Genomic DNA, 24,981 nt, shown 5'->3' with positions numbered 1-24,981 from the left:
TGCAGAAGCTGAAGGAATCCGACGTGCCGATGGCACTGGTGCATGATGAATATGGCCATTTCGAAGGCATCGTCACGCCCGCCGATATCCTGGAAGCCATCACCGGAGTCTTCAGGGCGGACACCGACGCCGGCGACGAGGAGAATGCCGTCAAGCGTGAAGATGGCTCATGGCTGCTCGCCGGCTACATGCAGGCCGACGAGATGGCCGATACGCTCGGCATCGACCTGCCGGAAAACCGCGATTACGAGACCGTCGCCGGCTACGTCCTGTCGCACATGCATCATCTGCCTGCCACCGGCGAATGCGTCGACGCGCAGGGCTGGCGCTTCGAGGTCGTCGACCTCGACGGCCGCCGCATCGACAAGCTGATCGCCACCCGGCTGCCCAGCGCTCACCGCGAGCCGGTGCGCTGACTCCAAAGGCACCTCACATCGCGGCTTCGATCGGTTCGGCGAGTTTCGGGTTCGAGCGCGCCGCGATCAGGCAACTGGCCACGATCAGCCCTGCCCCCGCCAGCGTCGTCCAGGTCACGGCCTCGTCGAAGAAGAACCACCCGAGCGCGATCGCCCAGATGAACGCCGAATATTCGGTCGGGATCAGATATTGCGCTTCGGCCCGGGCGTAGGCCCAGCTCATCAGGAACTGGCCGGCAAGTGAGAGCACCGTCACACCGGCCAGTAAGAGCCAGAGGCCGCTCGGCAGGACAATGGCGAACCAGGGCGCCGCGAGACCGAGCATGATCGCCACGCACAGGTTCTGGAACAGCATGATCTCGATCGGCTTGGCCACTTGCGCCTGTTGCCGCGCAAGGATCAGATTGTAGGCGTAGAACACCGTCGACGCGAGCACCGCCACCGTGCCGAGCATGGCGTCCCCAGAATGGCCACCATGCCCGAACTGGCCGCCCACGATGATTACGACGCCGGCAATACCGGCGATGGACGCCCAGATCGCTTGACGCTGTATGCGTTCGCCCAGCAGCACGGCGGCGAGCAAGAGGGCAATCAGCGGCGCGACGAAACTCAGTCCGATCGCCTCCGCCAGCGGCAGCCTGGCTAGGCCCCAGAAGAAGGACAGCAGGACAATGCCGGCGACCACGGCGCGCAGCGCATGCAGTTTCAGCACGGCGAGGGTGGGACGCGAGCGCGGCCCTGCGGACCAGCCCGCGCCGGCGCAGACAGCCGCCAGCGCGCTGCGCCACAGCAGGGTGTTGTAGACGCCGGCGGCGATAACCAGCGTCTTCATCGCGGCGTCCATTGCCGACAATATCAGGATGCCGAGCGCGCAGACCAGCACCGGGACCATCGGGGAAACGGCGCCTGCACGGTTCGGTGACTTCACGGATTTACTCATACGGCGGGTTGCAGCCCGGATATAGCAGGGCAAGCGGCTGGGCCAGATGGCAGAGCTGGCCATGTGGGGGTCCAACAGTCTTCGCGGCAAGCGAGCCCCTAGTGTCCGGCATGGAAACTCCCGCGCGTCGGGGGGCGCAGCCATGAAAAAGGGCGGCGCAAGCGCCGCCCCGCATCCCTTGGGAGGACGATACTCGGGCCGGTTCAGGCCGCCTTGATTTCCTCGCTGAGCGCGTCGGCCTTGCGCGCGGTCTTGAGCGCCTTCGCCCACCAGGCGACGTCGTTGATCAGCGCCGTGGCGGCCTGGTTCAAATGCTCCATCTCCTCGAGCTTCTTCTCGCCCTGGCGAACGGCGAGGAAATCGCCCCAGGCGATGTGAACGGCCGACTTGACCGGCGCCATCTGCAATTCAACGGCAATCATGCGAAGCTGCTCGACCGCGCGCGCGCCGCCGACGCTGCCATAGCCGACAAAGCCGGCCGGCTTCTTGTTCCATTCATTGGCGGCGTAGTCGAAGGCGTTCTTCAAAACGGCCGTTGGCGCGTGGTTGTATTCGGCGGCGGTGAAGATGAAGCCGTCATATTCGGCCACCTTCTTCTGCCAGCGCAGCGCCACCTCATTCGTCGACGGCACCCAGGCCGAGGATGCGACCTCGTCAAAGAACGGCAACGGGAAATCACGCAGGTCGACGATGTCGACATCGATATCGGCATGCGATTTGGCAATCTTGGCGATCCACTCGGTTGGCACGTCGGCAAAGCGCGCGGCGCGGGTCGAACCGACGACGATGGCGATCTTGGGTTTTGACATGGGGGACTCTCCTGGTAAGCGATCCGTGACGGCTGATGCTGGTATCGTTTGGATACCGGCGCTATATGAGATACTGTCAACTCCGGACGCAAGGAGGCACCGTTTTGTTACTGAGGCACCCGCACAACACCGAAGACTGCCGCGCCGTTTCGGAAATCCTGCAGCGCGTCGGCGACAAATGGACCGTGCTGGTGGTCGGCAAGCTTGGCGGCGGCCCCCTGCGCTTCAACGAATTGCGCGCTGCCGTCGGCGGCATCTCGCAGAAGATGCTGACCACGACCTTGCGCGGGCTGGAGCGCGACGGCTTCGTTATCCGCACCGTGTTCCCGACCATCCCGCCACGCGTTGACTATGAGCTGACCGAACTCGGCCACGAATTGCTGGTCCCGGTCAGCGCCCTTGGCGAATGGGCGCGCAGGAACACGCAACGCGTGCGGGAAGCGCGCGAAAAATTCGATGACATGCATGCCTGAAGCCCTTGCATCGCAAGGAAAACGGCGTGTCGCTGCCAACGGTATCGTCTGACCGCAAGCGAACGCGTTTTTGTCGAACGAGGCTCTGCACCCTGTCTTGTAGTGCTTGAGGTCGATCAGCGTTCACACTGTCTCGACCGAAGCTATTATGGGCCAAGGCGGCCGTTCAGGCTCTTTGCGCCATCCCCTGGCAAGTCGCTGCGCCGACCGTGATTTTCGCGGCCGGCTTCCCGACATCCGGACTGCCATGCACGCAAGCGATGCGCGGTGGGGCTTCCCTGACTTCCGCATAAGCGGTGAGGCCGAGCAGGCATACCAAGGCAAGCATGGCAGCCACGAGCCAGCCGTTCAGCATGTATTGACGCATCGTCTTTCCCCCGTAGCCGACAAGATCGGGCGTGGAGGCAACCATTGAATGTCGCGCGGTGCATCGCCCGCACGGGCGATGTTACAATTGCCGGGCCGAAAGACCTGAGATTGGGAGAAGCGGTCTTGTCAGCTCTCGGCCGGAACCGGCTTCGGCTTGCCCTCGCCGTCCAGCGCCACCATGACGAAATCGGCATGTGTCACCTTCTCCATGAGATCGGAGAGGTAGCGCTGCGCCCAGGCCTCGACCTTGAGCGTCATCGAGGTGCGGCCGACGCGTTCGACATGGGTGTAGATGCACAATGTGTCGCCGATCTTCATCGCCTTGGCGAACGACATCTCCTTGACCGCGGCCGTGACGACGCGGCCCTTGGCGCGTTCGGCCGCCCTGATGCCGCAGGCAAGGTCCATCTGCGCCATCACCCAACCGCCAAAGATGTCGCCCGCCGCATTGGCGTCGGAAGGCATGGCCAGCGTGCGTAGCGTCAGATCGCCAAGCGGTCGTCCTTCGGCATAGTGCACCATGTCGAAATCCTTGGAGAGAGATTGCCCCGATCCCGTAGCGCCATGGCGAGGACGGGTCAACGCAATGCTCGAGCCTGCTCGGATTCGATGTCGCTCTCGTTGTGGCATTTTCGCTGAACGCGCCGGTCGGTCGCATTTTTCACAACCGATGCCGGAAGGCGCGGCGACTTAGCGAGCCAGCCCCGTCTAGGCTGGCGGCTGATTTCCGGAGCCGCTCATAACCATCATGCAGACCTATGATTTCATCATCGTCGGTTCCGGTTCGGCGGGCTCCGTGCTCGCCGACAGGCTGTCCGCCTCCGGGCGTTTTTCGGTGCTGGTGCTGGAGGCGGGCGGCACCGACCGCCGCTTCTACGTGCAGATGCCGCTCGGCTACGGCAAGACCTTCTTCGATCCGGCGGTGAACTGGAACTACAAGGCAGAGCCGGATCCTGGCCTGGCGGGCAATGTCGATCACTGGCCGCGCGGCAAGCTGCTTGGCGGCTCGAGCTCGATCAACGCCATGGTCTGGATAAGGGGCGCGCGCGAGGATTTCGACGCCTGGGCGGCGGCCGGCAACACGGGCTGGGGGTACGAGGACGTCCTGCCCGCCTTCAAGGCACTCGAGGACAACCAGGCCGGCGCCGACGCGTGGCGCGGCGTGGGCGGTCCGCTGCACGTCACCGACTGCTCGGACGCCGTCCACCCGCTGACCCGGCGCTATCTCGCTGCGGCCCAGCAGGCCGGCCTGCCGCTCAACCCCGACTTCAACGGCGCGGCCCAGGAGGGCGTCGGCGTCTACCAGATCTCGACCAGGAACGGCCGCCGCATGTCCGCGGCGCGCGCCTTCCTGCGCCCGGCGATGAAGCGCGCCAATGTCCGCGTCGAGATGAACGCGCTGGCCACCCGCATCCTGTTCGAGGGCAAGCGCGCGGTCGGCATAGAGTATCAGCAAAACGGCGAGACGAAGACGGCGCGCGCCGGCCGCGAAATCATCCTGTCTGGGGGTTCGGTCAACTCGCCGCAGCTGTTGCAGCTTTCGGGCGTCGGCCCGGCGGCGCTGCTCGGCGGTCTCGGCATCCCGGTCGTCCATGCCAACGAGAATGTCGGCGCGCATCTGCAGGATCATGTCGGCATCAACTACACATTCAAGGGCAGGCTGCCGACACTCAACCAGACCCTGCGCCCCTGGTGGGGTAAGCTGCTGGTCGGCATGCAATATATCCTCATGCGCTCCGGCCCGCTGTCGCTTTCGATGAACAATGCCGGCGGCTTCTTCCGCACCGACCCGGCCGCGGCGCGGCCCAACATGCAGCTCTATTTCCAGGCCTTTTCCACAGTCATCCCGAAGAGCGGCGAGCGACCGATCCTGACGCCAGACCCATGGCCGGGTTTCTCCATCGGCCTGTCCAACTGCCGCCCGTCGAGCCGTGGCGAGATCATGATCCGGTCCAGCAATCCGCGCGACTATCCCAGGATAACGGCCAATGCCTATTCGACGGAGGCCGACGTCGCCGAGATGCTCGACGCGGTGAAGTTCGTGCGCAAGATCGCCTCCATGCCAGCGATGGCCGAGATTATCGAGGAAGAGGTGCTGCCAGGCCCGCGGGTGACCTCCGACGCCGACCTGATCGCCGATTTCAGGAAGCGCTCGGGCACCGTCTATCACCCGGTCTCGACCTGCCGCATGGGGCCAGATCCCGCGCGCGCCGTCGTCGATCCGCGCCTGAAGGCGCACGGCCTCCAGGGCCTCCGCGTCATCGACGCCTCGATCTTTCCCGACAACATCACCGGCAACACCAACGCCGCTTCGATCATGACCGGTTGGAAGGGCGCGGAACTGGTTCTGGAGGACCATAAATGAAGATCACCGACGTCAAGACCTGGGTTGTCGGCAACCCGCCCCCCGGCATCGGCGGCAAGTATTTCATCTTCGTCAAGCTCACCACCGATGGCGGCGTGGTCGGTTATGGCGAGGCCTACAACGCCACCTTCTCCGCCCATGTCACCGCCAGGATGGTCGAGGACATGGCCGAGCGCTATCTGGTCGGCCGCGATCCGCACGATATCGAGAATTTCTTCCGCCGCGCCTATTCCTCCGGCTTCACCCAGCGCCCCGACGTTTCCGGCATGGGCTGTTTCTCGGCGCTGGAAATGGCGTGCTGGGACATCATCGGCAAGGAAGCCAACAAGCCGGTCTACAAGCTGCTTGGCGGCCAGGTGCACGAAACGCTGCGCTCCTACACCTACCTCTATCCCCACACTGGCAGTGTCCATTCCGAGGACGCGCCTGACGGCAGGAACGTCTACAACGACCCGGAGCTCGCGGCGGCCTGCGCGCTCGAATATGTCGAGCAGGGGTTCAACGCCGTCAAGCTCGACCCGGCCGGCCCCTACACCGCTTTCGATGGCCACCAGCCGCGCCTCGTCGACATCGATGTCTCCACCCGCATGGTCAAGGCCATCCGCCAGGCCGTCGGCACCCGCGCCGACATTTTGTTCGGCACCCATGGCCAGTTCACCGCGTCCGGCGCGCTGCGCCTGGCGCGCGCCATCGAGCCTTATGATCCCCTGTGGTTCGAGGAGCCGGTGCCGCCGGACATGCCCGAAGTGATGGCGCAGGTCGCCCGCGGCACCTCGATACCGATCGCCACCGGCGAGCGGCTGACGACCAAATTCGAATTCGCCCGGGTCATCGAGAACCGCGCCGCGACCATCCTGCAGCCGGACCTCGGCCGCTCCGGCGGCATCCTGGAAACCAAGAAGATCGCTGCCATGGCCGAGGCCTATCACATCCAGATCGCGCCGCATTGCTATTGCGGGCCGATCGTCGGCGCCGCCAACATCCAGCTGGCGGTGACGCTGCCCAATTTCCTGATCCTGGAATCGCTGAAGCAGTGGGACGGTTTCCACGCGACGCTGCTCAAGAAGAAGATCGAATGGCAGGACGGCAACGTCATTCCCTCGAAGGAGCCGGGCTTGGGCGTCGAGCTCGACGAGGCGGTCTGCGATGCGCATCCCTACACCGGCAAGGATTTGCATCTGCAGATGATGCAGACGCCGTTGATGCCATGAGCGAAAGCTACGCCTTTATCGGCCTCGGCCATCTCGGCGGCAACCTTGCCGCCAGCCTGCTGCGCAACGGCTTTGCCGTCACCGTCTTCGACCGCGATCCCACCGCTGTCGCGCGCCTCGTGGCGCTCGGCGCCACCGCGGCGAGCAGCCCGGCCGAGGCAGCCGCCGGAGCGGGCAATGCCATTACCTGCCTGCCCTCGCCGAAAGTCAGCGAAGCGGTGCTGGCCGGTCCCGGTGGATTGCTCGAAGGACTGCCGAAGGGCGGCACCTGGATCGAGATGTCGACCAACGGCCGCGACGAGATCATCCGCCTTGCCGCCCTCGCCTCGGCCAAGGGCGTCGAGACGCTGGAATGCCCGGTCACCGGCGGCGTTCACCTGGCGGCGGTCGGCAAGATCACCGCGCTGGTCGGTGGCGATGCGGCGCTCTACGAGCGTCATCGCCCTGCCATCGAAGCGATGTGCGCGAAGTCGTTCCTGATGGGCCTGATCGGCTCGGCGGCGGTGATCAAGGTGATCACCAACATGCTGGCCTTCATCCACCTTGTCGCCGCGGGCGAGGCGCTGATGCTGGCCAAGCAGGGCGGGCTCGATCTCGCCCAGAGTTACCACGCCATCGTCGCCTCCTCCGGCAACAGCTTCGTCCACGAGACCGAAAGCCAGCTCGTCCTCAACGGCTCCTACGACATCGGCTTCACCATGGACCTGGCGCTGAAGGACCTCGGCTTCGCCTTGGGCATGGGCAAGGATTTCGGCGTGCCGCTCGACCTGGCATCACGCGTTCACGCGATTTTCGAGCAGGGCAAGGAAGCCTATGGCGGTAGCGCCTGGTCGACCCAGATCGTCAGACTTCTCGAGGATTCCGTTGGCACCGACCTGCGCGCCCCAGGTTTCCCGGCCAAGCTGGAAATCTGACCAGCCGTGAAAACCGTAGCAAATCCAGGACCTTAAATCGATAGCCGGATTCATGTTCGCAACGACTTGAATCAGGGCGGCAACGTCTTGATTCAATATCTCAGCGTCAGTGCGCCGGGCAGGATCTCGAAGGTCGCGGGTATGCGCCCGGGCGACTCGCCGTCTATGTCGACGAGCGCGCCGTTCTTCTCGACATCGCCCATCGGTTCGACAACCACTTTCTTGCCGCGCAGGATGGTGATGGCCGGATGGTTGCGGTGCCGTCCGCCATAGAGCAGGCGGATGTCCCAGATCAGTTTCAGCTTGCTCGCCGCGCGCAGGATGACGATGTCGAACTGGCCGTCGGTCAGTTCGGCGTCGGGCGCGATCATCATGCCCCCGCCGAAGAATTTGCCGTTGGCCACCGCCACCAGCGCCATGCGCGCCTCGACCGGCGTGCCGTCGTCGACGGTGATGCGCACATCCTGAAAGCGGTAGCGGATGAACTCGACCACGGTGCGCCACAGGAACAGCGCCTTGGCCGACATCTTGCCCTTGCGCTTGTCGGCATTGACCGCGCGGTCCGTCGCGCCCGAGAGGCCGAGACTGGCGATGTTGATGAAGTGGCGGCTGGCCAGCGCGCCATGGTCGTCAATGTAGCAGATGCGCCCGGCGTCGACCTTGCGCCCCTTGGCCTCGGCGATCCGCCCGAGCACCGCGTCCACCTCCTTCGGCAGGCCCAGCCCGCGCGCGAAATCGATGCCGGTGCCGCAGGGAAGCAGGCCGAGTTCGGTCGTCTTGCCGCTCTCCTGGAAGGCTTGCAGCAGCCCGTCGGCCACCTCGCTTGCGGTGCCGTCGCCGCCGGCCGCGATGACCAGATCGAAGCCGCTGGCGGCAAGGTCGAGCGCCAGCCTCTCGGCATCGCCCTCGGCTTGCGTCTCGCGCAGCTCGAAACCGCCGAAGTGCCTTTTCAGTGAGGCGGCAACCTCGGGCCATTGGCGCTTCAGCCGGCCGCCACCGGCAATTGGATTGAGTACCACCCCGACCTTCAAGACCTGCCCTCCCCGGCGCGCCAAGCATGCGGCTCGATCGTTTGCCGGCATTGAAGCCTGCGACCGTCGGCGGAGCAAGGGGCGCTGTCGGTCGGTGCACCAAAAGCGGGATACGCTGTCCAAGGCAGCCGGCGCTGAAGTTTGGGGTTTTCGGCCAACGGTCCCCGATAATCCCGCTATCCACAGGCCCGACGCCATTCCCCAAAACACTTACCCGCCGTAAGTTCAACCCATCTCAGGCGGCTACCGATCATCAAGCCGAAAGGCGAAGTGAAAGGCGGATTTCCTGAGGCCCGTACGGCCCGAAGCGAGAGCAGGCTTGCCTGTTCGAGAAACGGAAGCCGAGATCTACGGGGCCGCGGAAAGCGTGCCAACGCCGACGGCGGACCGATGCTGCCATGAAGGACGGCAAAGATCTTCGATGGCCGCAGGGCAAAGCCCGCAAGGGTGGAGACCGGCGAGGTCCCGAACGGACGCTGCTCTCGGGTGGCGGACTTGCAGGACCGTCAAAATCGAGGCCGGCATGGCGCGACGACTTTACGGAAGTTGCTGCCGCGACCGTGTCCTGATCTGACAGGGAGGCGCTGGGAGAAATCCCGGCGCCGACTGTCGTTTTGGACCCTGGAAGTGCTTTGCCGCGATCTTTCACGCGCCGCTTCACCGAGCGCCAAAATCGGTTAGTATCCCAGCGTCAGGGCCCGTTTGACTATTGAGGTTTTCCGGTCAGGCGGCCCAAAGAACCGCTGTCTCGGCGCTCAGCCACGCTCATTCCACAATCGGGGCCAAATCCCGCCTTGTTCGCGCGCGATGGAATGGCTCAGTTGCCGGGAGGCATCTCGAAGGGACAGGACCGTGATCAAGACAGCCCTTGTCGCCATGACCATCGTCGGCTGCGACTGCGACGCCAAGCTCTGCGAGTATATTGGCGAAACGCCGGCCAAGTGGTCGAGCATCGCCGAATGCGAAGCGGCGATGAAAAGCCAGATGCTGCACCAGCGCAATTTCGATTATCCGCTGGTGTCGGGCATCTGCCGCGCGAAGGGATCGTCCTCCACCGCGCACCTGGCCGCGACCGCGTCTGGCCCTGAACTCAAGCCCGCCAGCCGGGTGGTCGAGGTCGAAAGCCCGTTGCCTCCGGAATTGAGCCACCGGCCGAGCGTCCCCGTCGGATCGCCGACGACAGCCATGGAAGCGGAAGCCGCCCGGCCCGTCGCCTATGAACAGGTGGTCGACGGCGGAACCGGCGTCCTCTATCGGACCAGGAACGGTTACGCCCTGGTCAAGACCGATCTCGGCCGCGCCGCATCCGCGACCGCCGACGCCGCCAGACGCTCCGTGAACTGGCTGGCCGGCCTGATGCCAGGCAAGCTGTAGGCCCGGCCCGCTCGTCACGCCGGCTTGTGACAGACGGCCTCGACATTGACCCCGTCCGGATCGATCACGAAGGCGGCGTAATAGGCCGGGTGATAGTGAGGCCTGATGCCAGGCGGACCGTTGTCACGTCCGCCATGCGCCATCGCCGCGGCGTAGAAGCCGTCCACCGCTGCCCGGCTTTCGGCCTCGAACGCGATATGCAGGCCCATCCCGACTGGAGCCTCCGGGACGGCGAGGCGGCTGTCACTGGACAGCCAGAAGAACGGTTTCCGGTCCTTTCCGTAGCCGACGCCGTGATAGCCGCCGGTCTGTTCGGACGTCACTTCCATCACATTGGCGACCCCTAGCGGCTTAAGCGCGGCATCATAGAACCGCCGCGAGCTTTCAATCTCCTTGGGGCGGAAGCCCATATGGTCGATCACGACTGTTCTCCTTTCAAATCATTGTCGGCATGTAGCCGGTTCAGACCAGCAACGGATTGCGTCATGTCAAACCAATAGCGTGGCCAAGACAGCAACCCTCCGGCGGCATCCGCCCCACAACCATTCACACGCATGGGTTGCAAATCGAAAATGGATGCAGGATGATGGACCAGTGCGAAGAGGGGAGCCTTCCATGAAGCTTGCGGTCCGGGCCACGATATCCCTGATGCTGGCGTTTGCGCCGGGATTGGCCGGGGCGCAAGCCACGGATCCGGACGACGACAAGACGATCGCGTTTGCCAGGGACGATCCCGAAATGGCGTTAGCGATAGCGAAGGCCCGTGCCAGCCTGGATGGATTCCTGGCCTTGGCCGAAGCGCCACCCGCGGGAACGGACAGGTTCAAATTGAAGGTCGAGATACGCGACGGGGAAATCCGCGAGCACTTCTGGGTCATTCCGTTCCGGCGTACCGAAACCGGCTTCGTCGGCATATTGGCGAACGAGCCGGAAGCAGTGCGCAATGTCGTCTTCGGCCAGAACATCGAATTCACCAGGGACGATATTTCCGACTGGGGATACAGGCGCGACGGGCGGCAGGTCGGCAGCTTCACTGTCTGCGTGATGTTCGGGAGAATGTCGAAGGAAGAAGCCGACGTTTCGCGCCAGGGTTACGATTGTTGATCCTATGCCCGGCCGGACCGGCCCGCCTCGTCCTTCGCCCCGATCTTGCGCACCAGCGCCGCCGTCGCCAGCATCGCCCCCATGTCCGAGATCATCGGCGCGACATGCCTGCCGTAATCGAGCGGCACCGAAATATCCGGCAGCTCGAAGAAATTCTTCGTCTGCGGCAGCAGCAGGAAACCGTCGCCGCCGTTGAGCGCGACCCGGGCCGGATCGTCCGGCCAGGTTTCGCCCAGCCATTGCAGCGCTTGCGCCAGCCGCCCTGTCACCAGCGGCCGCGCCGCCTCCACATTGTCGCTGCGGAATTCGTAAGCCGCGTCGAGTTCGGGCATGCCCGACGACAATTCCTGCATCTTGCTGGCGAACATGCCGCGGAAAAACCCCATCACCGCGTTGGTACGACGCGTCGCCACCAGGATCCCCGGAAACGGCTCCATGGCCTCGAAAGCAACGACCACGCCCTTGAACGCCCTCGTTGAGCCCTTGCCCGCCCCCTCGCGCAATTCGGCTTCGTAGAGCTCGAAAGAGAATTCTTCGTAGCGGCCCGAAACGACATCGTCGAACGACTGCCGGTTGAAGGGTCCGACCGCCTCGCGCGGCAGCCGATCGAAGGAATTCGGCCTGCCGCCATGCTGGTAGCGCATGTCCCGGATGAAGCCGAAGATGATCGGCAGCAGCGTTTGACGGAACGATTGCTGCATCCGCGTCGCCGGCCTTCTCGCCTGGAAATAGAGCAGGATCGAAGCGGCGAAGCCGAGGACATAGAGGAACACATGCGGCGTCGAGAACCATTGCTCGTTGGGATCGGCGACCGTGTTGAACAGCCAGGCGATGAGGCCAACCGCCACCAGCACCAGCCCGACGAACAGCGGCACCCGCCAGCGCACCCGCCGCACCGCCGAAGCCCGCGCCGCCTCGTAGCGCTCGATGTCTTTCCGGATGCCGGCGGTCACCGCTTCATCAGGCATGAAATCCGCTGCTTCCACCGCCATCCCCCGTCAGCCCGACCGTGCCCATGATAGCTGGTTTCAGGAGAGAGTCGCCAGCGGAGAAGGATCTTCCCTTCTCCCCCTTGCGGGAGAAGGAAAAACCGCACTCAGCCGCCCGACCACCTTTTCGCGCATGCGGCCCTCCAAACTTTCCACCGGCACCAGCCGCTCGTGATCGCGTTCCCGCAGCCGCATGAACGGATGCAGCCGGTAGGACGCGATCGCTCCAAATGTTCCCTCATCGGCGCTGACGTCGACGACGAAGATCTCACCGATCCGCCCCGGCCATGGCTGCCTGGCAAGCGCGGTACCGAGGAAATCGCCGAGCCCATAGGCGACGACCGTTGCGCCGATCCGCTCCACGGGCTGCACGACATGCGCGTGATGACCGGCAATCAGCCCGACGCCCTGCCCGGCCAATTGCTTCGCCAGCGCCCGTGTGTCGGAGCGCGGAAAGTGGCGGAACTCCCAGTCCCAATGCGGCACGGCGCAGAGAAGATCGAAACCATGGCGCGGCCAGCGGGTCGGATCACTGTCCATCGAAACACGGCCGGCGAACTGGTCCGCATCGGCGTTGCGCCACAAGGTGAATGCGGCAAGACCGATCGTCAGCGGCCCGACCTGCACAGCCCGCACCGGACCACCGGCATCCAGACCAATGGTGCGGATGCCGAGCCGCTTCAGCGCCGCCACGGTCTCGTCGAAACCGGCGATTCCCTGGTCCAGCACGTGATTGTTGGCCAGCGACAGCACGAGTTTTTCGCGTTCGATGCCGGCCGCCGCCAGCGCCTCGGCCAGAAAGCGCTCGCTCATCGCGTGATGCGTGCCGAGCTTGGTGCCAAGCACGGCGCTCGGCCTGTCCACCACAGGGCTCTCGCAATTGCCGATCACCAGGTCGGCGGTGCCAAGCAGCGCCCTGATCGCCGGATCGCAATCCGGCGCGCTGCTGTTGGCCACCGCCGATATGTCACCGAAGAAGGCCAGCCGCACGGTCTGTCCCGGTGCCGGATTCATCAGCGTCCCGGATGCCGGGGCGAACCCGCTGGCATCGCCGCCAAGCGACGGCTTCAGGAAACGCGGCAGCCAGGAGAGTTTGTAGGAGAGCGGATAGTTCGACACGCAATGCCCAATCGTTTGCCCTGTGTAGACCCTCTACCGGACGCGTTGAAGCGCATTCCGCCCACAATCGCTGCACGGGTAGCCTAAACTCGCCGACATTCGTCGCGGCACGGCGACCCTGCCATTGAGCCGCCACGGTCGTCGCTCTAGGATGGGCCGGGTTTGGTTTTTTCGGGCGGACGATGAGGATGGTCGGCAGGCATCGGGGGAGCCCATGCGCGGCGTTATTGCTGGCCCTTTGCCTCGCCCTGTTTTTCCACACAGGCCCGGCCTCGGCCGATGAGGCGAAACCGATGCGAGGCGTGGCGCTGGTGATCGGCGAATCTCGCTATGAGCATCTGACCGCCCTGCCCAACCCGGCCAACGACGCCCGCGCCGTCGACCGCCTGCTCGGCGAACTTGGCTTCGACGTCACGTCCGTCACCGATGGCGACAAGGCCAGGCTCGACCGCGCCCTCCAGCGCTTCGTCGAGGATGCCGCCGGCGCCGATGTGGCGCTGCTCTATTATTCGGGACATGGCATCGAGGCCGGCGGAGAGAACTATCTGGTGCCGGTCAGTGCCGATCCGTCGTCGCTGGCCAATGCCGGCAAGGATCTTGTCCCCTTGTCTGGCCTGCTGGCCGAACTGAAAGCCAAGGTTCCCATCGCCATCGTGCTGCTCGATGCCTGCCGCACCAATCCGTTTCCGGCCGGTGCGACGATCACCACCGCCTCCGGTCCGGTCCCGGTGGCCGCCGCCGGGCTCGACCTGACACGGGGGGCCGTCCCCCTCGCCGACGCCGCGGATGCGTCACGCAGCCTGGGCGAGGTGGTCGGCTTCGCCGCCGAACCCGGCCACGCCGCGCTCGATGGTGATGCCGGCGGCAACAGCCCCTATGCCGCCGCGCTGCTGAAGCATCTCGCCGCCGGCGGCTTCGCCTTCGGCGACGTCATGACGATGGTCGCCGAGGAAGTCTACGTCCAGACCGGCGGCCGTCAACGGCCCTGGACCAATGCCAGTCTGCGCCGGCTGCTCTATTTCGGCCTATCACCGGAACCGGCAGGCGGCGACGAGGCCGAGATTCGCGGCGAGCATCGCAAGCTGCTGCTGACCATTGCCACGACCCCCGCCGACACGCGCCGCCTGGTGGAGGCAGCGGCAACCTCGGAAGCTGTTCCGCTGGGGACGCTTTATGGTCTGCTCGCCGCGCTGGGCACCGATATGCCGAGCGACCCGCGTGAACTGGATAGGCTGTTGCGCGGCCAGACCGAGCATCTCAAGACGATCATCAGCGAAAGGCAGGCGCTGAAAAGCACGGACGCGGACATCGTGCGCCTGTCGGATCTCGCCGAAAAGGCGATCGCCGATGGTGCCCTGACAGCAGCTGTCCAGTTCCAGCAACAGGCCAAGGCGCGCGTCGCGCAACTGTCCAGGACCGTCGACCAGGCCGAGGCCGACGTGAAGGCAAGGCGCATCGAATTCGCCGAGGTCTATAGCCGCAGCGGCGACACCTATTTCCTTGCCTTCCAGCCAATGAAGGCCGCCGATGACTACCGCAAGGCGTATGAACAGGTCCGGAAATGGGACGCCGGCCTCGCCTGGCACTACAAGCTGGCGCAAGCCAACGCCATCCGCGCCTACGGCACGTTTCGCGGCGACAACAAGGCATTGCAGGTCGCGATGCGAACCTTCGCCGAAGCCGCCAGGCTGCTTCCCCAGGATCGCCTGACCCCGCAATTGATCATGACCCAGAACGATTACGGCCTGGCGATGTATATGTATGGGCAGCGCCAGAGCGACTCCGCTTCACTGGAACAGGCCGTCGGCGTCTTCTCCAACATCGTTTCGAGCGGCATCAAGCAGGTCGACCCCGCGCTGTGGGCGGAGGCCCAGTCCAATCTCGGCACGGCGCTGATATTGCTCGGCACGCGCAAGAGCGGGCCGGAGCAATATGAGCAGGCCGCGACGGCTTTCAACGCCGCCCTGGAAGTGATTTCGCGGCGAGAACAGCCGCTCAAATGGGCCTTGGCGCGCAAGGGCGAGGCCGATGCGATTGCCTGGATCGGCCTTCGCGGCAACGACCAGGAGAGACTGCATCAGGCGGTCGACGCCTATCAGGATGTCCTGACCACGCTCACCCGCGACCTCGATCCCTTGTCATGGGCCGCCGCGCAGGATGGCCTCGGCAGCGCGCTGTGGGCGATCGGCGACCGGCTCGACGGCAGCGACCTGCTGCGGCAGGCCGTGACTGCCTACAACGCCGCGCTCACCGAAAACACCCGCGAGCGCGTACCGCTGCTATGGGCGACAGAACAGAACAATTTGGCCAATGCCATGCTGTCCATCGGCCAGCGCGAGCAAGGCACGCAAAGCCTGACGCAGGCGGCCGATGCCTACAACAATGCCTTGGAAGAATGGACCCGCGACCGCGAGCCGTTCAGCTGGGCGACCGCGCACAACAATCTCGGCCGCACCCTCGTCCTCACCGGCGAGCGGACGGGCAATGACGCGACGATCCAGGCGGGCCTCGCCTCCTACAACGACGCCCTGAAGGAGTGGACGAAGGAGAGCGCGCCGCTGCAATGGGCATCGCTGCAAGGCGGGGTCGGCTCCGGCCTGCTGATCCTCGGCCGCAAGAACAACGATGCCCGGCTGCTCGGCGATGCCAGGCAGCGGATGCAACTGGCCTGGTCGTTCTATCACGACGCCGGCTATCCCCAATATGATGGCTACTTCCAGGAACAGATGGCCGAAATCGACAAGGCGCTGGCCGCGCTGAAGTGACGGGCGCGCACTGCGGATTGTGTTTATGATCGCGATGGAACGGCAAACCGGAGACCACGATGAACCGACTTTCGAGCCTGCTGGCGTCCAGCTTCATTCTGCTCGTGCCGCTCTCGTCCGCGCAGGCCGCCATGCCCGAAGCGGCAACCGCCTTGTTCGAGGCGAAAACCGTCGCCGCGCGCGACAGCGCCCTGTCGACGCTGGAGGCGGCCGCGCCGAAGGATCCGGCATCGGCCTATGCCGCCGGCGCCGGCGAGTTCTTCACGGCACTCGAGCTGCTGGCCAGCGGCTTGCACCGGCATGGTTTCGAAAGCCCGCGATCCTTCATGCTGCCGCTGATGCAGTTGCCGGTACCGCTCAATCCCACCCCCGAGCCGCTGACCTACGAGGAGTTCCGCGCCATATTGGTGGGCTTCCGCGACCGGCTGGAAAAATCCGCCACGACGCTGGGATCGGTGCCTGCCGATGCCGATATCGGCATGGTCATCGACCTCACCCATGTCGGCATCGACCTCAACGAGGACGGCACCATCGCGCCCGATGAAAGCATCGCGGCGATCATGGCCGCTCTGTCGCGCGGCAGCGTCTCGCAGGGCGATGCCGCGCCCTCGCTCACCTTCCGCTTCGACCGCGCCGACGGCTACTGGCTGCAGGGCTATGCCGAATTCCTCATGGCGCAGGCCGATTTCTGGCTGGCGCACGATTTCAGGAGCACATTCGACGGCTCCTTCCACATGCTGTTCCCCCGCGCCAAACTGCCGTTGCAGGATATTCTCGTGCCGCCGCCTGGCGAGATGGGCGGCGACATCTTCTCCTCGGAATGGCGCATCGCCGATTTCATCTCGATGGTGCATCTCATCAACTGGCCGGTCGTCGAGCCGGACCGCCGCAAGGCCGCGCGCCAGGAACTGCTGGACATGATCCGGCTGTCGCGCGAGGACTGGAAGGCAATCCGCGCCGAGACCGACAATGACCGCGAATGGCTGCCCGGCCCGCAACAGAAAGGCCAGAACCCACTGACCGGGCTCGAAGTCGGCGAGGAGCAGGTGCAGGCCTGGCACGACACCTTGGCCATGGCCGAGGACCTGCTCGAGGGCCGCGCCCTGCTGCCGCACTTCCGCCTCACCGCCAAGGGCATCAACATGAAGCGCTTCTTCGACGAACCGAAGACCTTCGATCTCGTGCTGTCGATCACCGGCCCGGGAATCGCGCCCTATCTGGAAAGCGGCAGGATCCTGACCAGCGAGGACTTCGACCGGATCCAGCGTCAGTTCGGCGGCGGCGGGTTCCTCACATTCGCATTGTGGTTCAACTGAGGGCCGGCAGAACTCGGGTCCTCGCCTCAGCGCGAGAGAGATGGCGCGAATCGGCCAGAGAGGCTGCTGCGCTGGCAAGTTCGACCGGATCGATGCCCGCCGTCTTGTAAGGCCGCGATATCAAGTCGCACCGTCTCCAAGAAAGAGGCACCGGCCGTCAGGCACGGCCGTTCTGGTGAGGACTTTTTGGCAAACGGGCAACAATTTTGCCCAGTCCATGGCGCTTCCCGGCCCCAGTAGAGCGGCGAGCGGCGCGGCGGGTGGGGCCGATTGCTCGAATTCTGAAAATTTGTCTCAGGCCGTTTTGCTTGACTTGGATGTCAAAAACAGGCAGCAAAACGGTCTCGGACGGGCTTTATTATCGCTTGCGTGATCGTGGACAAGCCTCTTTGCCGTCAAGTCCACGTCTCTCTGTTGGTTTTGAGAGGGATTGGTTAACCAACTTTGTCCATATTTTGAAACAATCGGCAACCAAGGACAGACGCGGCAAACGCGTCGGACACCACCTGGGATCACTCGCAGAATGGTCGTCGCGGCCAAGAAGGCCGCGTACGGGGATAACCGGTTGGAGCAAGATTGGTTGCATGGCTTTGTCGCGTAAACACAAAATAACCTGGGACCAACGCGAGAGCGGCGAGCACGCCGACGCGCAACGCTCCCCTTCCTTCACCCCGCAACGGATCGTCCGCTGGGTCGCGGTTCCCGGCGTCGGCGCTGCCGTTGGCCTGTGGCTCATCGGCACCATGGCCGGGCTCAGCTCCGTCGGCGCCTCGCTGTCGGCGACGTCGGCAGGCATGCCGCAGAGCCTTCCCATGCCGGGTTCGATGGCCTTGGCCGATCCGCTCAAGCAGCATCTCCTCGGATTCTCGGCACCGTTCGTGATGGCCAATGCCCATGGCGGCGCGCAGGCGCTGCACGACCGTGCCGTTCAATGCGGCGCCAGCTGCTTCAAGCTGGCCAGGGTGAGCCCCCAGGCCGAAAAATCCGCGCGCCTCGTGGCGCAGGCGAAGCCGACGGTTGCCCCGACGGTCGCAAAGTCGAAATCGCAGGAGCGCTTCGAACGTATCGAAGCGTCGCTGTCGCCAAGCCGGCTTGCCGCTGTCTTTGCCGATGCCGGAAAGCCAGCCGTCGCCAATGCCCTTCCCGTGATTTCCAGCGTCGCGTCGCAAGTCGCCCAGGCATCCCTGGTGCCGTCCGCCACTGTGGTGGCCAGCCTGTCGGATGACATTCCGGCTCCGGCGGCGGAACGCTTCGCCCGCGCCGATACCGGCTCCGTCGTCGTCCAGACCGCGCCGCAACCTATGGGCTTTGCCCAGTCGGAGACGCCGAGCGGCTCGCAACTGGCACTGGCTCTCGCCCAGTCGCTACCGGTCGAAGACGAGGCGTTCGCCTCGCCCATGCCGATGGCCGAATCCCCGGCCGATGTCGCGGTGTCGCCCGTCGACACCCTGCAGGAAAAGCCCGGCGATGCCGCCTCCTTGCCTGACGCGCTGACCGACGACGTGCCGCTGCCGACCCGCCGCCCGCAATTCGACGCCCCGCGACAGCCGACGGTCGTCCAGGAGCCCAAGGCCGCCGAACAGGTAAGGCCGGCGCAGCAGGGCAAGCCCGGCCAGAATTCAAGGTCGGTCCAGCAGGCCAGCAAGCCGGCAAAACCGGCCCGCCAGGGCCGGCCCGCCGATGGCGGCGACGTGTTGGCCTATGCCAGGCCCGACGTTCCCGCCGGGGGCCTCGGCCAGGCCTTCAAGAACCTGTTCAATTCACCGAACGCCAAGACGGGGGCCGGCAACGGCGTTGCTGTCTACGACATCAGCGCCGGCATGGTGTACATGCCGGACGGCGAGAGGCTCGAGGCGCATTCGGGCATCGGCGCCATGACGGACCAGCCGCGCTATGTCGACCAGAAGAACCGTGGGCCGACGCCGCCCAACACCTACAACCTGTCGCTGCGCGAGCAGCGCTTCCACGGTGTCGAGGCGTTGCGCCTGACCCCGGTCGATGGCCGCAACAAGTACAATCGCGACGGCTTCCTCGCCCATACCTACCTGCTTCGCGGGCGCTACGGCCAATCCAGCGGCTGCGTCGCCTTCAAGGACTATGCGCGCTTCCTCGCGGCCTACAAGAAGGGCAAGATCAAGCGCCTGGTCGTCGTGCCACGCCTGAACGGATCCCCGGTGCAGGTCGCATCCGCCGCCAGGGGCGTTTAACGCCAACGCGCATTCGGCCGCATCTCCCTCCTCTGGCCAACCACCAGCTCCTGACAACCTGCTGTCAGGAGCCGTGGTGTCCTGTCCGCCCCTGTCGGATGCACTCTTCCCATTTCGGCCAAGACCTCCCATATTCTGGGCATGGCCAGATCCTCCGACAAAAAGACGCCGCCGACGGCGAATGACGACCGCGCCGCGCCGAAGCGGCGCAGCCCGCTGACCGATTTCATGGATGCCTCGGAACCGCTCCAGAGGGGCGGCTTCGCCGAGATGCCGCAGCAAGACCTGACGGGCACGGCGTTGACCGGTTCGATCGCGGATTGGGCCGAGCAGATCGAGCAGGAAGCCGAAAAGGAAGGTCGCCTTGCCGGCAAGGGCGACGCCGGCAAGTCGCCGAAGCCGTCGAAGAAGATTCCCGAGCGCTCAAGCTCGCCCGGCCGCAGTTCGCGCGGCACCTCGATGGGTGGGGCGGCGTCAGCCAGGGAGCGCACCGCCGCCGGGCTCAATCCCGTGGCCGGTCTCGACATCTCTCTGGAAGACGCGGAGACGATGGCGTCCGGCAGCGTCACCGCCACTGTCGCGGCCCTGTCTGCGCTGATCGAATCCGGCAATCCGCTGCACAAGGACGGTGTGCTGTGGACGCCGCACCGCCCTGCCCGGCCGGAAAAATCCGAAGGCGGCATCGCCATCAAGATGGTGTCGGACTTCGAGCCGGCCGGCGACCAGCCGACCGCGATCAAGGACCTTGTCGAAGGCGTCGCCAACAATGACCGCACCCAGGTGCTGCTCGGCGTCACCGGTTCGGGCAAGACCTTCACCATGGCCAAGGTGATCGAGGAGACGCAGCGTCCCGCCCTCATCCTTGCGCCGAACAAGACGCTGGCGGCGCAGCTCTATTCCGAGTTCAAGAAATTCTTCCCTGAAAACGCCGTCGAGTATTTCGTCTCCTACTACGATTATTACCAGCCGGAAGCCTACGTCCCGCGCACCGACACCTTCATCGAGAAGGAATCTTCCATCAACGAGCAGATCGACCGCATGCGCCACTCGGCGACGCGCTCGCTGCTCGAGCGCGACGACGTCATCATCGTCGCCTCGGTGTCCTGCATCTACGGTATCGGTTCGGTCGAGACCTATACGGCGATGACCTTCCAGATGCAGATCGGCGACCGGCTCGACCAGCGCGCCCTGCTCGCAGACCTCGTCGCCCAGCAATACAAGCGCCAGGACATCAATTTCGTCCGCGGCTCGTTCCGCGTGCGGGGCGACACGATCGAGATCTTTCCGGCCCACCTTGAGGATCGCGCCTGGCGCATCTCGATGTTCGGCGACGAGATCGAGGCGATCACCGAGTTCGATCCGCTGACAGGCCAGAAGACCGGCGAACTGAAAAGCGTCAAGATCTACGCCAACTCACACTATGTCACGCCGCGCCCGACCCTCAACCAGGCGATCAAGTCGATCAAGGAGGAGCTCAAGCAGCGGCTGGTGGAACTGGAACGCGCCGGCCGCCTGCTGGAAGCGCAGCGGCTGGAACAGCGCTGCCGGTTCGATCTGGAGATGCTCGAAGCCACCGGCTCCTGCGCCGGCATCGAGAACTATTCGCGCTATCTGACCGGCCGCCAGCCTGGCGATCCGCCGCCGACCCTGTTCGAATACATTCCCGACAACGCGCTGGTCTTCATCGACGAGAGCCACGTCACCGTGCCGCAGATCGGCGGCATGTATCGCGGCGACTTCAGGCGCAAGGCAACGCTGGCCGAATACGGCTTCCGCTTGCCGTCCTGCATGGACAACCGACCGCTGCGCTTCGAGGAATGGGACGCCATGCGCCCGCTCTCCGTCGCCGTTTCGGCAACTCCGGGCGGCTGGGAAATGGAGCAGGCCGGCGGCGTCTTCGCGGAGCAGGTCATCCGACCGACCGGCCTGATCGACCCTCCGGTCGAGGTGCGCCCGGCCAAGAGCCAGGTCGACGACGTCGTCGGCGAAATCCGCGAGACGACAAAGGCCGGCTACCGGACGCTGGTCACGGTGCTGACCAAGCGCATGGCCGAGGACCTGACCGAATACCTCCACGAACATGGCGTGCGCGTGCGCTACATGCACTCCGACATCGACACGCTGGAGCGCATCGAGATCTTGCGCGACCTGCGTCTCGGAGCCTTCGACGTGCTGGTCGGCATCAACCTCTTGCGCGAGGGCCTCGACATTCCCGAATGCGGCTTCGTCGCCATTCTCGACGCCGACAAGGAAGGCTTCCTGCGCTCTGAAACCTCCTTGATCCAGACGATCGGCCGCGCCGCCCGCAATGTCGACGGCAAGGTTATCCTCTACGCGGACCAGATCACCGGCTCGATGGAGCGGGCGATGGCCGAAACCAGCCGCCGCCGCGAAAAGCAGATGGAGTGGAACGCGGCCAACGGCATCACGCCGGAATCGGTCAAGTCGCGCATCTCCGACATTCTCGATTCGGTCTACGAAAAGGACCACGTCCGCGCCGACATCTCGCAGTTCACCGACAGCGCCGGCGCCATGATGGGCAACAACCTCAAGGCCCATCTCGATGCCATGGAAAAGCAGATGCGCGACGCCGCCGCCAATCTCGACTTCGAGAAGGCGGCGCGCATCCGCGACGAGATCAAGCGCTTGCGCGAGATGGAGCTGTCCATTTCCGAGGATCCGCTGGCCAAATATGCCGACATGGAAAGCCCGGTTTCCGGCCGCGAGAAGGGCAAGCACAACAAGGGTGTGGCCAAACACCGTACGGCCGAGGAACAGGAGCGTTTTCGCAAGCTGGATGATGCACGCGCCGCCGAGGAGGCGGCAAGATCTGCCCGGTCAAACCTGTTCCGCAAGCCGGCGCTTGACGAGATGGGTGCCGATGGCGCCATGCCGGTGAAAAAGCCGCTGTTTTCAAAGCCCTCCCTCGACGCGATGGGGCCGGGCACCGACATGCCGACACCGGCCGGCGCCGTCTCGCGCTCGCTGTTCAAGAAGCAGTCGGCGCAGGAGGCGCATGGCTCGGATTTCGGGGTTCCCGGCGAGCCGGTCAAACCGCTGTTCAAGAAGAACTCGCTCGACGAGATGACGGTGCGGCGCACCGAAAAGCCCATCGAAGGCAAAGTGCCGGCGAAGCCGCAGCCCCCAGCGGGCGCCAGGGAGAGCAGCGATCCCGCCAAACCCATTGTCCGCCAGCGCGCCGGCATCGGCTCTTACAAGGACCCGGGCGACGCCCGCCGCGAAAAGCGCCGGCCTGGCAAGACGGGGCGGCCGGGACGGTAGTGCCTCCCACGTGGGCGATCCACTTGCCTCCACCCCAGACTTTGGTGTAATCGCTCCGCAACTGAACGTCTTGTCTTGAAAGGAGGGCTCACGTGTTCACGTTCTATCGTCACCATCGTCAGCGTGGCCCGATTTCAGCCCTGCGAGCCAGCTTGCAGGGCTGACCAGGGACGGTCCGGGTTTTACCCGCTTCGATTTTTTGGTCTGCCCTTCGTGGTGCCGCGACACCGAGCCTGATGGCCGGCAAGCGCACCGTCAAAGTGCATGAGCCGGCATCCGGCAAGACCAGAGAAATCAAAATGGCCCTGATTAGCCTCAAATCCCTCGGCGTCACCATGAGCGCGCCGCTCTTTTCCAACCTCGACCTCACCATCGGCAGCGGCGACCGGCTCGGCATCGTCGCCGCCAATGGCCGCGGCAAGTCGACCCTGCTCAAATGCCTGACCGGCGAGATGGAGCCGTCCTCCGGCGACATCACCCGCATGCGCGGCCTTCGCGTCGGCCATGTCGAGCAGTCGGTCCCGCCTGCCCTTCTCGGCCGCACCTTCCATCAGCTCGTTGCCGATGCCCTGCCGCCCGAGCAGGCCGACAGCGAGATATGGCGCGTCGACGTGGTGCTGGATTCGCTCGACGTGCCCGAGCCCATGCGCGAACGGCCGATGCATGCGCTGAGCGGCGGCTGGCAGAGGCTGGCGCTGATCGCCCGCGTCTGGGTCACCGAGCCCGACGTTCTGCTGCTCGACGAGCCGACCAACCATCTCGACCTTGCCCGCATCTCCCAGCTGGAAGCCTGGCTGAACGCCTTGCCGCGCGAGGTGCCGGTCGTCATCGCCAGCCATGACCGCGCCTTCCTCGACGCCGCCACCAATCGCACGCTGTTCCTGCGGCCGGAACAATCGCCGGTGTTCGCGCTGCCTTACTCGCGCGCAAGACAGGCCCTCGACGAAGCCGACGCCTCGACGGCGCGCAAGTTCGAGCGCGACATGAAGGTCGCCCAGCAGCTGCGAAAGCAGGCCGCCAAACTCAACAACATCGGCATCAACTCCGGCAGCGACCTGCTCACCGTCAAGACCAGGCAGCTCAGGGAACGCGCGGAAAGACTGGAAGACGCGGCAAACCCGGCCCATCGCGAAAAATCGGCGGGCGCCATCAAGCTCGCCAATCGCGGCACGCACGCCAAGGTGCTGATCACGCTCGACGACGCGGCGGTGGAAACGCCCGACGGGACGTTGCTGTTCAGGACCGGCAAGCGCCACATCTGCCAGGGCGACCGCATCGTGCTGCTTGGCCGCAACGGCGTCGGCAAGTCGCGCTTCGTCACGTTGATCCGCAAAGCCATTCTAGCCGGACACGGTTCAGAACGTGAAGGTAACGCCGTCGACGGTGCTCGGTTACAGCGACCAGGCGCTGGCGGGTATCAGCGGCGACGACACGCCGCTCTCGATGATCTCGCGCCGTTATGATGTCGGCGAGCAGCGCGCCCGCTCGCTGCTGGCCGGCGCCGGCGTGGTCATCGAGATGCAGGAGAAGAAGATCGGCGTGCTGTCCGGTGGCCAGAAGGCGCGGCTGATGATGCTGGCGCTGAGGCTCGCCAATCCCAATTTCTACCTGCTCGACGAGCCGACCAACCACCTCGACATCGATGGCCAGGAAGCCCTGGAAGCCGAATTGCTCGCGCATCAGGCAAGCTGCGTGCTCGCCTCGCACGACCGCTCCTTCATCCGCGCCATCGGCAACCGCTTCTGGCTGATCGACAAGCGGAAGCTGACCGAGGTCGAGGATCCCGAGGGCTTTTTCCTCGAGGTGACCGAAGCGGGTGGTTGAAGGCGAAGGACCGTTATCCGCAATTGGCCCGTAAATGATTTGCTTACACCCCTTGATTGGTGTAAGCAATATGTTTACAAATGTCCATGATCAAGTCCTTCAAGAACAAGGCGTTGGCGCAACTCTATCAAACCGGAAAGACCGGCAAGATCGACGCCAAGATGCACAAGCGCATTTTTGTCCGGCTTGATCGCCTGGAAGCTTCGGAGAAGCCGGAGGAGATGAACCTTCCCGGCTTCGACTTCCACCCGCTGAAAGGCTTCGATCCCATCCGCTACACGGTCCATGTCAACGGCCCGTGGTGCATTACATTTGAATTCGATGGCAAAGATGCCGCCCGCGTCGATTCGAGCAATATCACTGAGGTGGCCAGATTGGAGAAGTTCGACTTATGACTGTGTACGAGCCGACGCGCCCGATCGAGCGTTGTCCCTCCCACCCGGGGGCGCTGCTTGAGGACATTATCCCGGCAA

Annotated in this window: 19 protein-coding genes and 3 pseudogenes; 14 read left to right on the top strand and 8 right to left on the bottom strand. The window is 64.7% G+C overall.

Going from position 1 to position 24,981, the window contains the following annotated elements:
- Nucleotides 1–416, top strand: a 416-nt coding sequence (locus WC739_RS15065; RefSeq protein ID WP_372953827.1) for a transporter associated domain-containing protein, incomplete at its 5' end; no start/stop codon positions are given.
- Between the two features lie 13 nt (nucleotides 417–429).
- On the opposite strand, the gene WC739_RS15060 is transcribed toward WC739_RS15065, so the two are convergent.
- Both WC739_RS15060 and WC739_RS15055 read right to left on the bottom strand, forming a co-directional pair.
- On the bottom strand, nucleotides 430–1,356 hold the full coding sequence (locus WC739_RS15060; protein WP_372953826.1) for a DMT family transporter: 927 nt from the start codon (nucleotides 1,354–1,356) through the stop codon (nucleotides 430–432).
- A gap of 203 nt (nucleotides 1,357–1,559) precedes the next feature.
- On the bottom strand, nucleotides 1,560–2,165 hold the full coding sequence (locus WC739_RS15055; RefSeq protein ID WP_372953825.1) for an NADPH-dependent FMN reductase: 606 nt from the start codon (nucleotides 2,163–2,165) through the stop codon (nucleotides 1,560–1,562).
- A 104-nt stretch (nucleotides 2,166–2,269) separates the two neighbouring features.
- On the opposite strand from WC739_RS15055, the gene WC739_RS15050 reads away from it, so the two are divergent.
- Nucleotides 2,270–2,638 carry a helix-turn-helix domain-containing protein gene (locus WC739_RS15050; RefSeq protein ID WP_224665692.1) on the top strand — a complete coding sequence of 123 codons (369 nt, stop codon included), beginning with the start codon at nucleotides 2,270–2,272 and terminating at the stop codon, nucleotides 2,636–2,638.
- A 166-nt stretch (nucleotides 2,639–2,804) separates the two neighbouring features.
- On the opposite strand, the gene WC739_RS15045 is transcribed toward WC739_RS15050, so the two are convergent.
- Nucleotides 2,805–3,050, bottom strand: coding sequence for a hypothetical protein (locus WC739_RS15045; RefSeq protein ID WP_372953824.1), 246 nt, complete (start codon nucleotides 3,048–3,050; stop codon nucleotides 2,805–2,807).
- A gap of 83 nt (nucleotides 3,051–3,133) precedes the next feature.
- The gene (locus WC739_RS15040) at nucleotides 3,134–3,529 is read right to left on the bottom strand and encodes an acyl-CoA thioesterase (RefSeq protein ID WP_371009014.1); all 396 of its coding nucleotides are present in this window, start codon (nucleotides 3,527–3,529) and stop codon (nucleotides 3,134–3,136) included.
- A 226-nt stretch (nucleotides 3,530–3,755) separates the two neighbouring features.
- On the opposite strand from WC739_RS15040, the gene WC739_RS15035 reads away from it, so the two are divergent.
- The 3 genes from WC739_RS15035 to WC739_RS15025 are packed head-to-tail and all read left to right on the top strand — an operon-like array spanning nucleotide 3,756 to nucleotide 7,497.
- Nucleotides 3,756–5,372, top strand: a complete 1,617-nt coding sequence (locus WC739_RS15035) for a GMC family oxidoreductase (RefSeq protein WP_372953823.1) — start codon at nucleotides 3,756–3,758, stop codon at nucleotides 5,370–5,372.
- Nucleotides 5,369–6,583, top strand: a complete 1,215-nt coding sequence (locus WC739_RS15030) for a mandelate racemase/muconate lactonizing enzyme family protein (RefSeq protein ID WP_372953822.1) — start codon at nucleotides 5,369–5,371, stop codon at nucleotides 6,581–6,583. The genes WC739_RS15035 and WC739_RS15030 overlap by 4 nt, the downstream gene beginning before the upstream one ends.
- The gene (locus WC739_RS15025; RefSeq protein WP_372953821.1) at nucleotides 6,580–7,497 is read left to right on the top strand and encodes an NAD(P)-dependent oxidoreductase; all 918 of its coding nucleotides are present in this window, start codon (nucleotides 6,580–6,582) and stop codon (nucleotides 7,495–7,497) included. Before WC739_RS15030 ends, WC739_RS15025 begins: the two co-directional genes overlap by 4 nt.
- Before the next feature lie 92 nt (nucleotides 7,498–7,589).
- On the opposite strand, the gene WC739_RS15020 is transcribed toward WC739_RS15025, so the two are convergent.
- Nucleotides 7,590–8,528 (bottom strand): diacylglycerol kinase family protein, encoded by a 939-nt coding sequence (locus WC739_RS15020; protein ID WP_372953820.1) that lies wholly within the window; start codon nucleotides 8,526–8,528, stop codon nucleotides 7,590–7,592.
- 852 nt (nucleotides 8,529–9,380) lie between these two features.
- On the opposite strand from WC739_RS15020, the gene WC739_RS15015 reads away from it, so the two are divergent.
- The gene (locus WC739_RS15015; RefSeq protein WP_372953819.1) at nucleotides 9,381–9,902 is read left to right on the top strand and encodes a hypothetical protein; all 522 of its coding nucleotides are present in this window, start codon (nucleotides 9,381–9,383) and stop codon (nucleotides 9,900–9,902) included.
- A 14-nt stretch (nucleotides 9,903–9,916) separates the two neighbouring features.
- Here WC739_RS15015 and WC739_RS15010 read toward each other — a convergent pair whose 3' ends face one another.
- A complete protein-coding gene (locus WC739_RS15010) occupies nucleotides 9,917–10,324 on the bottom strand; it encodes a VOC family protein (RefSeq protein ID WP_372953818.1) in 408 nt (135 codons plus the stop codon).
- 193 nt (nucleotides 10,325–10,517) lie between these two features.
- Here WC739_RS15010 and WC739_RS15005 point away from each other — a divergent pair, with 193 nt between their 5' ends.
- A complete protein-coding gene (locus tag WC739_RS15005; RefSeq protein ID WP_372953817.1) occupies nucleotides 10,518–11,006 on the top strand; it encodes a YegJ family protein in 489 nt (162 codons plus the stop codon).
- A gap of 2 nt (nucleotides 11,007–11,008) precedes the next feature.
- On the opposite strand, the gene WC739_RS15000 is transcribed toward WC739_RS15005, so the two are convergent.
- Both WC739_RS15000 and WC739_RS14995 read right to left on the bottom strand, forming a co-directional pair.
- On the bottom strand, nucleotides 11,009–11,998 hold the full coding sequence (locus WC739_RS15000; protein WP_372953816.1) for a hypothetical protein: 990 nt from the start codon (nucleotides 11,996–11,998) through the stop codon (nucleotides 11,009–11,011).
- Nucleotides 11,999–12,034: 36 nt separating this feature from the next.
- Nucleotides 12,035–13,114 carry a CapA family protein gene (locus WC739_RS14995; RefSeq protein WP_372953815.1) on the bottom strand — a complete coding sequence of 360 codons (1,080 nt, stop codon included), beginning with the start codon at nucleotides 13,112–13,114 and terminating at the stop codon, nucleotides 12,035–12,037.
- Between the two features lie 293 nt (nucleotides 13,115–13,407).
- On the opposite strand from WC739_RS14995, the gene WC739_RS14990 reads away from it, so the two are divergent.
- From WC739_RS14990 to WC739_RS14960, 7 genes and pseudogenes are all read left to right on the top strand, one after another.
- Nucleotides 13,408–15,879 carry a caspase family protein gene (locus WC739_RS14990; protein WP_372953814.1) on the top strand — a complete coding sequence of 824 codons (2,472 nt, stop codon included), beginning with the start codon at nucleotides 13,408–13,410 and terminating at the stop codon, nucleotides 15,877–15,879.
- Between the two features lie 59 nt (nucleotides 15,880–15,938).
- Complete coding sequence (locus WC739_RS14985; RefSeq protein WP_372953813.1) at nucleotides 15,939–17,195, top strand: hypothetical protein; 1,257 nt, start codon at nucleotides 15,939–15,941, stop codon at nucleotides 17,193–17,195.
- Nucleotides 17,196–17,779: 584 nt separating this feature from the next.
- Entirely contained in the window at nucleotides 17,780–19,402 is a 1,623-nt protein-coding gene (locus WC739_RS14980) for a tlde1 domain-containing protein (RefSeq protein WP_372953812.1), read from the top strand.
- Nucleotides 19,403–19,543: 141 nt separating this feature from the next.
- The gene (gene uvrB, locus WC739_RS14975; RefSeq protein WP_372953811.1) at nucleotides 19,544–22,684 is read left to right on the top strand and encodes an excinuclease ABC subunit UvrB; all 3,141 of its coding nucleotides are present in this window, start codon (nucleotides 19,544–19,546) and stop codon (nucleotides 22,682–22,684) included.
- 299 nt (nucleotides 22,685–22,983) lie between these two features.
- Nucleotides 22,984–24,508 (top strand): annotated as a pseudogene (locus WC739_RS14970) (ABC-F family ATP-binding cassette domain-containing protein).
- A gap of 86 nt (nucleotides 24,509–24,594) precedes the next feature.
- A pseudogene (locus WC739_RS14965) lies at nucleotides 24,595–24,872 on the top strand (type II toxin-antitoxin system RelE/ParE family toxin).
- Between the two features lie 27 nt (nucleotides 24,873–24,899).
- A pseudogene (locus WC739_RS14960) lies at nucleotides 24,900–24,981 on the top strand (addiction module antidote protein, HigA family); the annotation flags it as partial.

The organism is Mesorhizobium sp. (assembly GCF_041661565.1).
In the GTDB taxonomy this organism is placed as follows: Bacteria; Pseudomonadota; Alphaproteobacteria; order Rhizobiales; family Rhizobiaceae; genus Mesorhizobium.
The sequence above is the reverse complement of the archived record's forward strand: the minus strand, read 5'-3'. Positions and strand labels throughout refer to the sequence as shown.